Annotated in this window: 12 protein-coding genes; 4 read left to right on the forward strand and 8 right to left on the reverse strand. The window is 44.8% G+C overall.

The annotated features are described in order from the left end of the window. Nucleotides 1–5: 5 nt before the first annotated feature. Nucleotides 6–1214 (reverse strand): oxygenase MpaB family protein, encoded by a 1209-nt coding sequence (locus tag GV030_RS01725; RefSeq protein ID WP_159579187.1) that lies wholly within the window; start codon nucleotides 1212–1214, stop codon nucleotides 6–8. Between the two features lie 133 nt (nucleotides 1215–1347). Continuing rightward, nucleotides 1348–2232, reverse strand: a complete 885-nt coding sequence (locus tag GV030_RS01730) for a cation diffusion facilitator family transporter (protein WP_159579189.1) — start codon at nucleotides 2230–2232, stop codon at nucleotides 1348–1350. 163 nt (nucleotides 2233–2395) lie between these two features. Here GV030_RS01730 and GV030_RS01735 point away from each other — a divergent pair, with 163 nt between their 5' ends. Further along, entirely contained in the window at nucleotides 2396–3133 is a 738-nt protein-coding gene (locus GV030_RS01735) for a DUF4493 domain-containing protein (RefSeq protein WP_159579191.1), read from the forward strand. 104 nt (nucleotides 3134–3237) lie between these two features. Here GV030_RS01735 and GV030_RS01740 read toward each other — a convergent pair whose 3' ends face one another. The 3 genes from GV030_RS01740 to GV030_RS01750 all read right to left on the reverse strand — a co-directional run bounded on the left by GV030_RS01740 (nucleotide 3238) and on the right by GV030_RS01750 (nucleotide 6938). Beyond that, nucleotides 3238–4161 carry an acyl-CoA desaturase gene (locus tag GV030_RS01740; protein ID WP_159579193.1) on the reverse strand — a complete coding sequence of 308 codons (924 nt, stop codon included), beginning with the start codon at nucleotides 4159–4161 and terminating at the stop codon, nucleotides 3238–3240. 165 nt (nucleotides 4162–4326) lie between these two features. Next, nucleotides 4327–5637 carry a dihydrolipoamide acetyltransferase family protein gene (locus GV030_RS01745; protein WP_159579195.1) on the reverse strand — a complete coding sequence of 437 codons (1311 nt, stop codon included), beginning with the start codon at nucleotides 5635–5637 and terminating at the stop codon, nucleotides 4327–4329. A 53-nt stretch (nucleotides 5638–5690) separates the two neighbouring features. Continuing rightward, nucleotides 5691–6938, reverse strand: coding sequence for a competence/damage-inducible protein A (locus tag GV030_RS01750; protein WP_159579197.1), 1248 nt, complete (start codon nucleotides 6936–6938; stop codon nucleotides 5691–5693). Between the two features lie 76 nt (nucleotides 6939–7014). Here GV030_RS01750 and GV030_RS01755 point away from each other — a divergent pair, with 76 nt between their 5' ends. Then, a complete protein-coding gene (locus tag GV030_RS01755) occupies nucleotides 7015–7722 on the forward strand; it encodes a DUF4197 domain-containing protein (RefSeq protein ID WP_159579199.1) in 708 nt (235 codons plus the stop codon). A 13-nt stretch (nucleotides 7723–7735) separates the two neighbouring features. After that, a complete protein-coding gene (locus tag GV030_RS01760; RefSeq protein WP_159579201.1) occupies nucleotides 7736–8308 on the forward strand; it encodes an EF-hand domain-containing protein in 573 nt (190 codons plus the stop codon). On the opposite strand, the gene GV030_RS01765 is transcribed toward GV030_RS01760, so the two are convergent. Next, on the reverse strand, nucleotides 8305–9330 hold the full coding sequence (locus GV030_RS01765) for an MBL fold metallo-hydrolase (protein ID WP_255465030.1): 1026 nt from the start codon (nucleotides 9328–9330) through the stop codon (nucleotides 8305–8307). The genes GV030_RS01760 and GV030_RS01765 overlap by 4 nt on opposite strands. 296 nt (nucleotides 9331–9626) lie before the next feature. Here GV030_RS01765 and GV030_RS01770 point away from each other — a divergent pair, with 296 nt between their 5' ends. Next, complete coding sequence (locus GV030_RS01770; RefSeq protein ID WP_159579203.1) at nucleotides 9627–10718, forward strand: T9SS type A sorting domain-containing protein; 1092 nt, start codon at nucleotides 9627–9629, stop codon at nucleotides 10716–10718. Nucleotides 10719–10728: 10 nt separating this feature from the next. On the opposite strand, the gene GV030_RS01775 is transcribed toward GV030_RS01770, so the two are convergent. Together GV030_RS01775 and GV030_RS01780 are read right to left on the reverse strand one after the other, a co-directional pair. Continuing rightward, the gene (locus GV030_RS01775) at nucleotides 10729–11901 is read right to left on the reverse strand and encodes a T9SS type A sorting domain-containing protein (RefSeq protein WP_159579205.1); all 1173 of its coding nucleotides are present in this window, start codon (nucleotides 11899–11901) and stop codon (nucleotides 10729–10731) included. 127 nt (nucleotides 11902–12028) lie between these two features. Continuing rightward, complete coding sequence (locus tag GV030_RS01780; RefSeq protein ID WP_159579207.1) at nucleotides 12029–16015, reverse strand: S8 family serine peptidase; 3987 nt, start codon at nucleotides 16013–16015, stop codon at nucleotides 12029–12031. Between the last annotated feature and the right edge of the window lie 48 nt (nucleotides 16016–16063).

The raw sequence follows: 16063 nt of genomic DNA on the forward strand, positions 1-16063 counted from the left end.
GTTTTTTATAGTTCGTTCACTCCCCAGTTTTCCTGGAGTGAGGGTGGGATGAAAAATCGGACGTTCTTACCTTCATTGTAATGCTTCAGGTAGCCCTGTAGCAGGAGTTTGTTAAAGGACTCTGTCAGTTTGCTTATGATGGGTGAATGTTCGGCTTTGCTGATTCCACCCGTAATGATCTGAGAAATTCTCATGACCAGATGGTCTTTCAGGTCAGCGTGATCAGGAATGCCAATCATGCTTGAAAGTGGCTTACCTACGGCCTTTTCCACATCCTGAAAAAAGTACCAAATCATGTAGGCTGGCACGTCATCAAATAAGGTGCCCGGGATCATGTGTTGGATGAATGCCATGCAGGAGTCGGCCAGTGCTTTTCCCTGTGGGGAAGCTTCCGACTGATGACTAAGTATTTTACAGGCCAGAATCCAGTTGTCTTCGAAAGTATCAGCCAGCAGATCATCGTTCAGGCCCATCATGTGGCCTATGACCTTCCAGCAGTGGGTATAGCTGGCAATCTGCTCATCGGTCAGGTTGATATTGAGTGATTTCAGCCCACTCAATATAATTGGCGAAAAGGACATCAGGGTTCCCGCCAGGTCTTCCTGATTGATGGGTTCACCAAGACGTGAGGTGTCCCATCCTTTTGGATTGTACTTTTCTGACTTTATAAAGTGTCGGATAGAGGCATGAATCAGCCGTACTTTCTGCACGGTTACGATACCCTTTCCCCCAGGGGTGAGGCCTCCGGGTTGCAGCACATTGACCACCATCTGAGCAGTCTCCATCAGGCGTCTTACCAGCGGGTCGATATTTCCTTTTTTCTCTATCAGCCTACCGGTATCAAACAGTACCTGGGCACCGTTCGCACAGGTATAGCACATAGGCAGAGACTTCACATTCAAAAGCATGAAAACCTCTGGTCCGTACATCCCAAAGACGTCCTGCCCTTTGCTGATGAGTTGATCATTGGCCCAGGAAGGGAGTTTGGCAGATTGAGTGAAGTAATCTCCAACCACCTTCTGAATATTCTCGGGGAAGTGACTTAGTAACTCAGGTGTATAGCTGTCATTTCTGGCCAGGGTATAGAAGATCTCGTTGATTCTTTCTTCGAAACCTTCATCTATAATGGTGGCGACTACCTGGTCTGCGAGTGGGTCTGTTTCATGTCTTTTGGCGGTCAGAAAAGATTCAGTTAGGGCATGGGTTGAAAACATAAGATTCTGAAGTCGAAAGTTTAAGGTTGACCGCCTAAAATAGTGCGAAATGAGTGGGAATCCGAAACCTTAGAACCAATTACTTTGAGAGATAGTATTTATCAAAGAACTGTTTGTGTTGCAGTAAGGAAAGCTAACAAGGGTCGCATTTTTCGTCTTCCGTTTCAAACTCGATCGTGGCGTGATCGATGTGTTCCTTTTTGAGGAGATCTTTGGCCTTTTGTTTAATCTCAGAGAGCTCTTGAAGCTCATTGTATTTTTCTACCACTAAATGAATGGATAAGATGTGATATTGACCATCCATAGACCAGATGTGACAGTCATGGGTACTTATTACCTTGGGTATCGCCCTGAGTAGTTCATCGATGCGCTTGGGGTTAATCTCCTCAGGAGTTCCCTGAAGGATGATTTTAAGGGCCTTTTTGAGGTTTTTGTATACATTGAAAAGAATGAACAGTGAGATGAAAATGGCCAGGAGTGAATCCACAATCGGCCAGTCTTGATAGAGCATGATGAGTGCCGCAATCAGCGTAGCTACCCAACCCAGCACATCTTCCAGGAGGTGCAGGTACACTGCTCGTTCGTTCAGAGAATGTCCTCCATGGAGTTTGTAGGCGGCAAGTCCATTGGCCAGGATTCCACCGATGGCCAAATAAATCATACCCTGAGCATCGGGTGTAGTAGGGTCGAAGAGTCTGGGGATAGCTTCTGTGAGGATGAGAATGGAGCCTACGACAAGTACCAGGGAGTTGATTACCGCTCCAAGTACCGAAAAGCGCCGATATCCGTAGCTAAATTCTTTATCCCGCCCTTTTCTGGCTACTTTCTGAAAGTACCAGGATACCCCGAGACTCATACTATCGCCTAAATCATGCAGTGCATCTGAGAGAATGGCCACGCTGCTGGTATAGAGCCCACCAATGAGTTCAATCACAGAGAACCCTAAATTGATGAAGAAGGCAATTCGGATTTTGCTGGTAGAGTGGTCGCCGTGAGCGTGGTGATGATCGTGTGCCATACTTCTTTTAATGCATAGGAAGGGATAAAGTTATGAAAAGGCCCGATGTTTTTAGTTATGAATTCCAGAGAGGTATTAACTCGAGAGGTCATTCCAAACTGAGCGTTTTTTTTTAACGGTTAAGCCCTATCTTTAACTATTCAAACGCCTAATTTTTAAACTAATGAAAAAATACACATTCTTTTTGGTGGTGTGTGGGTTGCTGTGGCAATCTTGCGCCAAATCTGACAGGGTTGAGCCTGTTATTCAGGAAGCTAATCATGGATTATTAGCTATCACGATTGGGGAACCAGACATTGATGTATCCCATGGTCGACAAACAGAGGACTACACTGATGCCCATGTTTCTATTATTTCTCTCAGTGGTGGGGAGAATGTTGAATATGCGAGTATTGGCGATGTACCGGATAGTGTTGAGCTCGAAGTAGGAAACTATTACGTTCATGCCTATACTGATAGCATTCCATTACCGGCATTTGATGCTGCATCTTATGTGGGTAATTCTGAATGGTTTCCAATCGGAGATGATTCTTTGACTCATGTCGAGGTTGACCTGGGACTTAATTCTGTTAAAGTAGAAGTGAACTATTCTGAAAATGTGCAGACTCTCTTCTATGATTATCATGTGGAAGTTTTTGATGAACATTCCGGCTCATTGTATTTTGGAAAAAATGAGACAAGAAAGGGATACTTCATACCATGTGAGCTGACCATTCATGCCGTTCTGCATTACGTTAATAGCAGTAGTGATAGCACTTCTATAGAGAAAATGGTCAGTGTAGATGGGGTTAAAAATGACTTCCTCATTATTACTGTGGATGGAGATCTCGAATTTGGTGAGGCTATTTTCGATTTTAATCTTGACTCCCTAAATGTCAGAGAAATAGATATCGTTTTTTAAAGCGGATTCAATATAGGTAATATTGATCGTTGTAATTCTTAACCAAATAAAAAAGGGTGGCTTAAATGGCCACCCTTTTTTGATTTAAATCTGCTTCCTGATTATCAGGCTGCCTTTGCTTTCTTAGCCAGTTCTTTGGCTTCTTCCTTGTCTTTCGAGTATTTGATGTGATCAGGCACCTCTCTGATGTCCCAAATCAATCCCAGAAAACCGAAAATTCGCAGGATATAGTAGGTGATATCGATTTCCCACCAGAAAAAGCCCTGGCGAGCTGCTGTTTCATAGTAGTGATGATTGTTGTGCCAGCCTTCGCCCATGGTCAGGAGGGCCAGCCACAAGCTGTTTTTCGACTCGTCATTGGACTTGTATCGCTGCTTGCCAAACTTGTGCATGATAGAGTTGATACTGAATGTGCCGTGATAAAGAACCACAGTACTTAGAAAAAATCCGATAAACAAGGTGGAAAATCCTGCAGAGGTAAACATCATCTCAATGCCGCCGCCATTGACTATCCCCCCTAGGGCCATCACTGTCAGGGCAAGCACCACAGGAGGCACCAGATAATACTTATTGAGCCACACTAGTTCGGGGTATTTGGCATAATCACCAATGATTTTGTAATCCGTTTCCTTGTAATCTGGTCCGATGATCCAACCTACATGCGAGTACCAGAAACCATAGTGCTTCATGGAATGAGGATCGTCGTAGGTGTCGCTGGTTCGGTGGTGTACCCGATGATGCCCGGCCCACCAAAGAGCGCCCTTCTGAGCGGAGGTCTGCGCCATAAAGGCGATCACAAACTGAAACCAACGCGATGTTTTATAAGATCTGTGAGCGAAATACCGATGGTAACCACCTGTGATCCAGAACATTCTGAAAAAATACAAGAAGATGCAAATCATCCAGTCAAAAAGTGTAACACCGGTAAGGAGTGCTGCAAACGGAATAAAATGCATAAGCGTAAAGCTGATCTCCTTTTTGATCTTTGGCTTATTTAAAACTCTTGGTTCGCTTGATGCTGTTGACATTTTCTTTTCCTTTCAATTATAATTCAATAAAAACGCAGAAGGTTCATTTTTAGTCCGTCACCACTGGGAGATGAACAATGAAAATTCCAGGCAAGGTGAGCATAAATTGAGCTCATTCAAAATATAAAGCAGGGCGTCTGATTTTTTACATCAGCACCCGGTTTTTTAAATAGTCCTATCCTTATCAAACCCCTCAAGGTAATCAGCTACCCTTCGAACAAACATGCCCCCGAGTGCACCATCTACCACCCGGTGATCGTAGCTGTGAGACAGGAACATTTTATGTCGGATGCCGATGAAATCTCCCTGAGGAGTTTCTATAACTGCAGGTTTTTTCTGAATGGCACCTAGTGCTAATATACCCACCTGCGGCTGCATGATAATGGGGGTACCCATCACATTACCGAAGGAGCCCACATTGGATACCGTGTAAGTACCGCCCTGCAGGTCATCAGGTTTTAGTTGATTTTCTCTGGCTCTTCGGGCCAGGTCATTCACTTTCTTGGTGATGCCCACCAGGTTGAGTTGGTCGGCATTGTGGATGACCGGCACAATAAGGTTACCAGATGGCAGAGCCACGGCCATTCCTATGTTTACATTTTTCTTTTTAATGATCTTATCACCATCCACCTGTATGTTGATCATCGGATAGTCCTTGATGGCTTTTACGATGGCTTCAATGATAATAGGAGTAAAGGTAAGGGTCTGTCCATCACGCTCTTTGAAGATATTCTTCATCCTGTTTCTCCAAAAGACCATATCGGTCACATCGGCTTCCACAAATGAAGTAACGTGTGGGGCTATCTGTTTGGAAGCCAGCATACGATCTGCAATCATTTTGCGCATGCGATCCATCTGAATGATTTCATCCTCGCCACTAACCGTCACAGGCATGGGCTGAGGGGCCGGTCGGGAAACACTCGGTTTACTCTGACCATTTGTGTTGGGGGCGGGGGCTTTACCAGCTTGTTTGGTGGAGACATAAGATAGGATGTCCTGTTTGGTGATTCGACCATCTTTGCCAGTACCATTCACACGCTCTAGTTCACTCAGAGAGATACCCTCTTCTTTAGCGATGCTTCTTACCAGTGGGGAATAAAATTTGTCGCCGGATTTTGCGGGTATATCTGCTGCGGAGGCGGTAGCCATGGCAGACTCCATGATTTTTTCTGCTTCCTTGACAATAGGTGTCTCTTCAGAAGGAGCTGAGGCCGTAGGGGTATTGGCAGCACCTGCTTCTGTTTCTATCAGGGCTATTGGTTTGCCCACTTCTATCACGTCTCCTTCCTGTGCAAGAATTTCCTTTAGTACCCCCGCGTGGGTAGATGGAATCTCGGTATCTACCTTGTCAGTAGCCACCTCCAGTATAGACTCATCCTCTTCGATGGGGTCACCTACACTTTTGAGCCAGGACAGGACGGTGCCTTCCATTACACTTTCGCCCATCTTGGGCATAACCATTTCTACTAGCGCCATAGAATATTTTGTTTGTTGTTCATTTTTGGGTGATACAAAGTTAAATAATTCCGTTAATTCCCCAGAAAGTTAATTCTGAACATATTTAGGGCACATAAGGCACTTAATTTTATATTGACGTTTCGGTCCTTGGAGAAATTAAATTTTTTAGCGACCGTTTTTTGCTCGTCAGAGTATCCTATCCAGACCGTTCCTACAGGTTTTTCTTCGGTGCCTCCATCGGGTCCTGCGATGCCACTTACGGAGATTCCAACGTCGGCTCCCAGCTTTGATCTCACACTTCTGGCCATCTGCAAAACGACTTCCTCACTCACCGCACCTTTTTCCTCCATTACCTTTCGATCTACATCCAGTGAATTCACTTTCACATCATAGTCATACGAAACAATGCTGCCTTTATAATATTGAGAGCTGCCGGGTACTTTGGTCATCAGATGGGAGATATAGCCTCCCGTACAGCTTTCTGCAAATGCAATACTCTTATTGTGTTTCAGTAGAATATCGCCCACCACCTTTTCAAGTTCATCATTGTCATACCCGTAAACGTATGAAGCAATCTGAGGGATCAATTTTTCAACTTCTTTGCCCACCTCTTTTTCAAGGTGAGCCCTGTCATCACCAAGAGCCGTCAGTCTCAGTTTTACTTGTCCAAAAGTAGGTAGATAAGCCAGTTTGATACTTTTGGGTAGGTGATCTTCCCAATCTGTGATTTTCTCAGCCAGAGCTGATTCACCGATCCCCACGGTCTTCACAATTTTGTGATAAATGACCCCACCTGTAAATTTTTCTTTGAGTTTGGGTAAGATGATATCGTTCATCATCCCTTCCATTTCATAAGGGACACCTGGCATGGAGACATAGACCGTCTCATTCTCTTCAAACCACATGCCCGGGGCTGTGCCAAGTTTATTGTCTATTTTGATGCAATTTTCAGGCAACTCAGCTTGCATTCTATTGAGTTCTGTGACTTCCCGGCCTCTTTTTTCGAAAATAGTCCGTATATGCTCGAAAGCTTCATCATTCATCTTGAGACCTACTCCGAAGTACTCTGCCAGCAGGGGTTTGGTGAGATCATCCCGTGTTGGCCCCAGACCACCTGTGATCAAAATGATGTCAGCCCTTTCTGTTGATTCTTTCAGCGTGTTGAGAATTTCTTCGCGTTCGTCACCGATGGTGATTTTCCTTCTTACTTTAATGCCGATTTCATCCAGGCGCCCGCTGATCCAGTGTGAATTGGTATCTAACGTCTGGCCGTAGAGGATTTCATCACCGATTGAGATGATTTCTGCATATTTTGACATAGGGAATCGTTTTGTACCAATATATTGTGGCTTATTCAGTTACTTTTAAGGACGCAAAATATATAATCTTTGATCAATGAGACTTGTTTGTTTATACATCGTATTTATTTTTCTGGCGGGATGTACCGTCCAGCAGATCCAGCAGACACTGGGGGATTATTTGGAGACAGACGAGCTGACTACAGAGCAGGTGACAGCAGGTCTGAAGGAAGCCTTGGTAAAAGGAGTAACCACCGGCACGAGCAAAGCTTCCAGTCTCAATGGCTATTTTGGCAACCCCAAAATAAAAATTCCCTTTCCTCCTGATGTGCAGCGAGTGGAGGATAAGTTGAGGAGTATTGGGCTCGGCGGTGAGGTTGATAAATTTGTGGAGACACTAAATAGGGGCGCAGAAGAAGCGGCTAAAGAAGCCAAGCCCATTTTTGTGGAAGCGATAAAAGGGATGACCGTGCAGGATGCCTGGGGCATTTTGAAAGGAACAGACAATGAAGCTACACAATACCTAAAGGCCAAAACATCCGCCCAGTTAACCGCTAAGTTCCAACCTGTCATTAAGCAAGCTTTGGACAAAACCAGCGCAACTAAGTATTATGGTGATATCATCAGTACTTATAACAAAATACCATTTGTGGATAAAGTAAACCCGGATCTGGAATCATATGCCACTTCTTTGGCATTGGAAGGTCTGTTTACCCTGGTGGCCGAAGAGGAAAGAGAGATTCGGGCAAATCCGCGAGCCAGAACTACGGAGCTCCTGAAAAAAGTTTTTGCTCAACAAGATTAAAAAAGAAACAGCTATGCTCACCCCCCTGCAGAAAAAGAAATTGCTGCACTATTTCAACGTGTTGGACTTTGATAAAAGTGGCACACTCGAAAAGGCAGATTTTCTCAATATTGGAGAAAACCTCAGTATCCTATGGGGTTTCAAGGAAGGTACTCCGGAATATGAGGCGAGTATTGATCGGTGCCGGGGTACCTGGGCTGGATTTCGCAATTTCATTGGAAAGTCTGATGAGAGCCATGCCACCATTGAAGAATGGATTCAGTTTGCGGATCAGATAGTGGTGAATGGTGACGAAGAACTCTACGAAAAGCATGTCAATAAGGTGATGCGTGAGATTTTCAATCTTTTTGATCTGGATGGAGATGGCTACATTTCTCTGAACGAATACATCGATCTTTTTATGGCCTACCGGATTGAGATTCGCTATTCGGCCAGAGCCTTCACTAAACTTGACCTCAATCAGGATGATCTGATCAGCAGAGATGAATTACTCAGTGGGATCAAGGAGTTTTTTAGAAGCGATGACAGGGAAGCTGCAGGAAACTGGCTCTTTGGTTTTTGGGAAACCTATCTCAAGGAAGATTAAAAGCGCATTGCTTTGCCCTCTTCTGGGATGATGAAAGCTCCCTGTTTGACTCCAGCCGCTTCTAGTGCAAGGATCAGGTCTTCTTCGGCTTTTCCTTGCCCTTCGTCGGCAAGCGGGAAGGTACCAAAGTGCATTCCGACGCTCACTGCCGATTTCACATCCTGATGCACTTTTACAGCTTCTGCAGGAGAAATGTGTATCGGTGACATAAACCATTTAGGGAGGTAAGCACCTATAGGTATCAGAGATACATCCACCGGACCCACTTTTTTTCCAATTTCCTTAAAGAGGTCACCATATCCCGAATCTCCCGCAAAGTAGACTTTTTTACCACCGTGCTCCAGCAGATACCCGGCCCAAAGTGTTCGGTCACGATCGAACATACCTCGTCCACTAAAATGCTGTGCCGGTAAGGAGCGTATGGTGATACCCATGTTGGTTTCATTCCACCAATCAAGCTCTATCGTATTTTGTATTCCCAACTGATCCAAATAGGCCTTTACCCCAAGTGGAACAATGAATACGGGGGACCATTTCGCTTCAATTTGTCTAATGGTAGGAATGTCGAGGTGATCATAGTGATTGTGACTGATCAGAACGGCATCTATATGGGGTAACTCCTCAAAGTCAATACCGGGAGGGCGCATACGCTGGGGCCCCACAAAGGAAAACGGGCTGCACCGCTCACTCCAGATGGGGTCAGTGAGGATATTCAGGTGGTTCCATTGTATCAAAAAGGTACTGTGGTTGACAAACGTAATCAGCAAGCTTTCTGAGGAATTGGATGGCTTTGGTCCTACTTCAGTTTCATAGTTTTTGGCCCATGGACCCTGATCTCTGCGAGCGATCCATTTGAGGGCTTCTGTAACGCCTTTGGCTTGTGACCCTGAGGTGTTTAAAAATTTCTTACCATTGAAGTGTTTGGTTTGAGGACCTGAGTGACCAGGAGCGCTTATGACTTTGCCAAGACTCAAGGCAAAGATGACGAAGACCATGAGGGCAGGGAAGATCCAAAAGAGCATTTATGATGGCGATTTGTTTAGGCTTGAAAGTGAATAACTTGTTAATTTATAGAATTGAATTCTAAATTGGTATGTGATTTTTGAGAATTTCTGTTATTCTGTACCCTAAATAGAGGTTTTCGTCGAAAATATTAATCAAGAAAATCCAGGAAGACCGTTTTAATCGTAGATTGCGTGAAGTACCTAGACGTTTTGCGAGTATCACTTAGTGATGCCTAAGTGAATCACCTAGGGAAAGCACTAGTCCACCGACTGTTATGAGATACTACATCTGTTGCATATGCATCAGTTTTGCAATGTTCAACACCGCGTTTGCCCAAACCAGTGTGGCAGACGGTCCATGGGGAAATGGAGCTACCTGGGGTGGGTCTTCCCCGGGGTTTACAGGCCTAAATAATCCTATTATTAACTCATACGTGACCGTGGGGTCCGATGCTGCTAATCAGAGTTTGACTTTCGCCAATTCCAATGGGAGAACGCTGACTGTGAATGATACTCTGATCGTGTTCGGAGATGTTACTTTCAATATAACCAAAAACAATGCTGCTGTGACTATCGGGGCAGGAAAGGTTCTGATCATTTTTGGAGACCTGGAAATGGGTAAGAACAATGCAGGGGTAGATGTTGGTACAGGGGGTGTTTTGGTCGTTACCGGAAACATCACAGCGGATGGTAACAATGGAGTAATCACTGGACCTGGTAGTGTATTCACTTCTGGAACCAGTAATATGACCGGAAATAACTCAGGTGAGAGTGGAGACCTCACTGCGCTTCAAAATAGCACTCAGTTTGAAGAAGTGGCTAAATATGTGAATGGAGACAAAGACGTGCCTCTTCCTGTAAAGTTGCTGTACTTCAGAGCAGAAGTTTCTTCATTTGTAACCCTGCGTTGGGCTACGGCTTCCGAAATTGACAATGATTATTTTTCTGTTGAGCGATCAGAAAATGGCATCGATTTTTACCAAATAGCTACTCTCATGGGAAATGGTACTTATGATGGGCTATTGGAATATGAATTCATTGATGAGAAACCACAGTCCGTGGTAGAGTATTATAGATTAAAGCAGGTGGACTTTGATGGTGTTTCAGAAACCTTTCAGCCAATCCGGGTGGAAACTTCCAGTGTTATGCCTAAGCATAAGATCTCATTGTACCCATCTGTTGTTGAAAATGGTCAATTGAACATTGTTTCGGATCAGTCTCTTTATATCCATGACCTGTCTGTGTATAGTATGAAGGGTGGGGACATGATATCTGTAGGTAACTCCCAGAGAAGCACTGACAATGCTTATTCGCTTGCTGTAGATCAATTGGCTTCAGGTTTATATGTACTGAAGGTTCAGACGACTGAAGGAGAAACCTTTACCAGTAGATTTGTGGTAAAGTAGGGGCTGAGACCTACTGTCTAATGATAAGCCTCATTCTTTTCTGAAGACCATTCACCTCGAGATTAACAAGATATATTCCAGATTTCACATCGGTGGGGGTTTCGAAAGATCCCGCGTTAGTTGATATTTCCTTGATCATGTTTCCGGTAGAGCTGTAGAGCTTCACGTTGACGAGCTCCGTTGATATTCCTGATATGTTAATTTGTTCACCCGCTCTTGCAGGGTTAGGGTAAATAGACAAATCCTGATAGGCATGTTCAAAAATAGTTTGGCTAGCAGGGAATACTTCGGTATATCCATCATAATCCTTAGAGACTAACCGGTAGTAATTGATCCCTATTTGAGGATTTTCATCCACCCAGTGGTAGTCAATGGCCACTTTGGAATCTCCATGTCCGTTCACCTCGTCGATGGTCTCAAATGTTCCGGATGCGTCTGCCCGCTGAATTTCGAAATATTCAAAGTTGAGTTCGCTCAGTGTAGTCCAGGTGAGTAATATGGAGGTGTTCTGAACTTCCAGCTCAAAAGCGCCTAGAGTGATAGGTAAGACAGGTTGGTTTAGCTGACCATCCTCACAAGCAGCTCCGGTGCAACTACCAGCGATCACCGGTCCAGCTCCTGTAATTACAGATCCAGCACCCAGGTTGAGTTCTTCGGCCACTCCTAAAACTCCAGATGATCCAACATTGATGGTAGCATCTTTTGCGGAGCTAAGACTCCCCGCCACGGACATTTCCCCTAGAATGTCCAATGTTGCATCCTTATCCAGAGTAACATCACCCCCTACATTGAAGTTGCTATCGGTTCCCACATTCATCACCAGATCTTTGGCAACGATCAGGTCATTCTCAATAGTGAAATCTCCAAGAACATTGATCGTAAAATCCTTGTCTACGTTCACAGTTCCCGTGACAATGAGTATACCGCCAACTTCAATGGTCAATGACCCATCTTTAGAAACATCTAATGAAGCAATCGTATAAGACTCACCATTTTTTATCGTGATGTCGATGTTGTCGTTCATTACCACATCATCATTATCATCTATAGCTCCACCTACCAGCAATCCATTCCAGTTGGTAATGTCACTCCAGTCACCCGATCCGGTGATTGTGCGGGTTTGTGCCAAAGCAGTAAAGGAAACTAAAATGATGATCAGAATGCTGAGAATATGTCTTTTCATAGAACAAATATCCTCTATCTAAGAGCCGGAAAATGAAATAGTAGGTGAGAAGGGGGCTAAACTCGATGAGTGAGTTGCTCCGCTCGCTGAGTGGTTATTTTTAATACTTTAATCATATTTAATATGATTATTTAAAGATCACTCGATGGTTACTTATCTCTTTTTGTGATTTGAGTGTTAGGAGGTAAATATCCTTTGGGAGGTGATTTAAGTCAATCAGGGCACTTTCTTCCAGGTAGATCTTTTGCATAATCCTTCCTGAGACATCACTGATCGTTACCTCGGTAGGAGCGGTCACCACTATAAAAAGATCTCCTGTTGTAGGGTTAGGGTAGATCACCTGCTGGGAGTCGTCCACACCGAGAAGGACTTCTGGCCTGGATTGATATACCGGATACTTCAGCGTATCGCTATTGGTACATCCCATAGGGCCTGTTGCATTTAATACGATATCATAAACACCCTCAGTGTCGAAATACAGTATGGGGTGACTTGTGGTTTCAGTTGGGGTATTGTCGATGTACCAATCCCAACCGATCAATTCATCATTGTTGGTGCTAAATGAGGTGGTACTTTGCTCAGAAAGGTATAGCGTGTCAGGAGTAGCAACAATACTAAACTGAGGAAGGGCTACAGTTATTTCCACCGGGATCGCTGCTGAGGGAAGTATGCTGTCCAGACCGGTAACGTAAATCGTTGTGTCTTTCTTAAGCTCCGCAATCGTCAGATTTCGACCTTTTTTGATCAAATGGGAAAGTGCTTCGTTTGCGTAAAACGCAAACCATTCTCCGTTATTGGGCTCCAATAGAAGATTACTTCCTGTACAGATCAACTGATTTTCTGCCATAGGCAGGGGAGAAGTGGCAAAGGTGACAGACTGTGTGGTAGCGTTCGCACAACCCGTAGTATTGGTGATACTCAGCGTTATTTCATAACTGGCTTTTCGTACTTCCATATAAAAAGTGTCTAACTCAGATTTCAGCAGGCCATCCACATACCATTGAGCTGAGGCAGATTCCGGTGAGGTGTTGATGAAGAGGACACCGGTTGCTTCATTCAGGGTATCCGGAAGATACTCAAATGTTGCATTGGCGTGGTTAATACTGAAATACACTCGCTTTCTTAAACTTTCAAAAGGGCCTGAGGTGTTGGTGAAATAGTAGGCGGTGTCTGAAGAAATTCCTTCCAGGGTGATAGATGGGCCCTCCTGCAAAGGAGTAGGGCTGCTGCCGTCAAGGTATACGGCAATGCTATCTGCATTTGGAGCACTTACCGTGAAATCCTGATCAGCGCAAACCTGCTGATCTTCAATGTCAGGTAACGGAGGTCTATTGGCCACCAGCAATTCTTTGGTGATGGTTTGCGTACAACCAGAGTTGGTCTCAATGGTTAGCGAAATAGTATATACACCGGGGTCCCTGAAATAGACTGTAGCATTTTGTGTTGTGATCTGGCTTCCATTGTCAAAATCCCAATACCAGGAGGCAGGGTCGAAGCTCAAATCTGTAAAGGTGACGGAGTTGACGGAGTTGTCAAGAAAAAGCGTGTCGGTAGACATCTGAAAGTCAGCGATTTGAGCCAGAAGAGCAATTTCTATTCGCTGAATGCTTCCTTCATAGCCTGAATCCAGGTTGGCAACATAAAAAGTGGTGTCACTAACAATGGCGCCGGTTTTGAGGGTGTCCCCCTCTCCAATGATGTTTTCCCCAAGGGGATCACTGAAAAAGCGAAAGACCTCACCAGATGCTGGAGCAATAGACACCGAAGCCCCCTGGCAACTCACATATCGCTCCAAGAGCACTGGTAGATTTAGATATTCTTCATAGACTTGTCTGGCACTATCCATGACAGCAGCCAAGCCCTCAAAACTATGTGAGAGCCCCATAAAGTAGGCCACTCTGCGACTTTTGGAAGGAGCGAGTGCTATGGAGTCATGTGTGAGCATCACCGAGACATTGTTTCCATTGCCCTGCCATCCGGCACTGTCAAAGCGAACCTCTCTGGCCAAAGCATATTTTACACTATCGGTGTAATGCATCTGTACATCTTGCTCGTTCCCATTATAGACATCCAAATCCAGAGATTGAGCCCGGGGTAAGCTATCGTAATAGGTAAGGAGGCCAACTACCACTGAGCTATCCAGATTATACGTAATGAGGGTTTTGGACTCAGTATCATAAAAGGATCGGTTTTGCATGGTATTAAATATTTCCCAGTCCAGATAGAAACTACAGGCCAGTCCTTCCCTTGATTCAGTTGCATTATTCATGAGCCGATACTCCTGAATCAGAAAATTGGCGCCCCTATTGGTTAGGGTGTTTTGCTCCATGACGATCTCCAGTGGAGTAGCGGCAGAATCATCCCTGAATACGCTGGTGGCGTGTAAATCGGGAGTTGTATGGTGGGCAAACCTTATCGGGCTTATGGCCACGAAATCACTCGCTTTGGTGTTGGTGTAGATGCTGTCAGGGAAGTTATCAGAAACGTGACTTCTATCCAGAGATACCGCAACGCCCATTTTTGCGGCGATCAGTTGGTCATCCCACTGAAACCCCACACCATTGTAATAGCCATCTGAGATAAAACCAAGATCACCATTACCGCTGAGGGTAATGGAAAATTGGTCATTATTCAGGTCAAGGCGATCCGGGTCGGTTGTTAATTCAATGTATTGAAAATCGATATAGCTTCCATCTGTAATGCTGACCTTAATTTCCAGGTCTGTGCCCGGAGGAGTGTCTTTAGCGATCACAAAAATCTTTTCTTGAATAGAGTCTGATTCAAGGGTATTCATCGCTCCCAGATAAATGGTTTCCCGAATAATTTCTACATGTGAAGATGCAGAAGTAAATGAGAGGGTAGCGCTATCCGTAGGGAAAAGGTAATTTTTGGCCTCAAAGCTAAGGACTATAGTGTCACCGTAGAAGGCATAATTCCCATTTCCATTGTCGTATACTAAATTCTCGAGCCTGATGGATTTGGCGCTGTCCTCGCGCACCGCGTTGCTGACGTTCAGTCGACCATATCCCAACTTGCCTTCATAGGTTTGATTGGTGCCAGTAGTGTAAACGGGATCTGAGGTTACTCTGAGTTGCTGCATGATCTGAAGGGAGTTCAAATCAGGAAAAACACTCTTAACCAAAGCTGCAGCACCCGCCACCATAGGTGCACTATAGGAAGTGCCATTGTCTTTTGCAAAACCATTGCCACTATCGGTGGAATAGATGGTGTTGCCTGGGGCCATCAGGTCTACATCATAATTGTAAGTTGAAAAGGAAGCTTTGGTGTCATTGAGATTGCTGGCAGCGACTGATAATACATGATCATAACTGGCAGGGTAGAAGCGAATGTCTTCCGGGGTATTGCCTGCGGCGGCTACAATAACCACATTTTTTTCCACTGCAGCGTAAGTGATGATGTCCTGATTGGCCTGACTGTAGCTATTGGGGCCACCCCATGAAAGATTAATGACATCATAGCCATTATCAGCAGCATATAGAATGGACTCATAGCCAGAATTGATGAACTTTAAAGCTGTACTGTAGACCTTAAGAGGACTTATCATGGTATTGAAACCTACTCCGGCCATCCCAAATCCATTGTCGGTGGCAGCGCCAGCCAGGCCTCCCACTCGGTTGCCATGGAAGCTGTCATCACATTTCGGTAAGCTATCATTGTCAGCGAAATCGTAGCCCTGAAAATCATCAACATAGCCATTTTCGTCATCATCCAGACCGTTCATCGGGTCATTGGTATTGGTGTAGAGCTTGCTTTTGATGTCATCATGGGTCAGGTTAAGTCCGGTGTCTGAGATGCCAATCACGATATCTGACGATCCCTTGGTGACGTCCCAGGCTTCAAACGCCCTGATTACACTCAGATATTCCTGATTGGGAGTGGTGGATTCAGGATCATCGGGGACATACAGGAGTTGCGCTGCGTAAATAGGTTCGGCATAGCTCACGTTTGCGTACTTGTGAAGTGATGCACATAATGCCGCTATGTCCGTGGATGGGTCCACCACCACCTTGAAGAGTCCATCCAACACAGAGGCTTTTTGACGATTCCCGTTTGCGTTTTTTCTCAGTGGAGTATAAGATTTGAGATTTTCCATTTCAGAAAACTGAAATAGCTCCGTGGATGCGTCAGCTGTTGACGGGCT

Origin of the sequence: Marinoscillum sp. 108 (assembly GCF_902506655.1) — a bacterium.
In the GTDB taxonomy this organism is placed as follows: domain Bacteria; phylum Bacteroidota; class Bacteroidia; order Cytophagales; family Cyclobacteriaceae; genus Marinoscillum; species Marinoscillum luteum.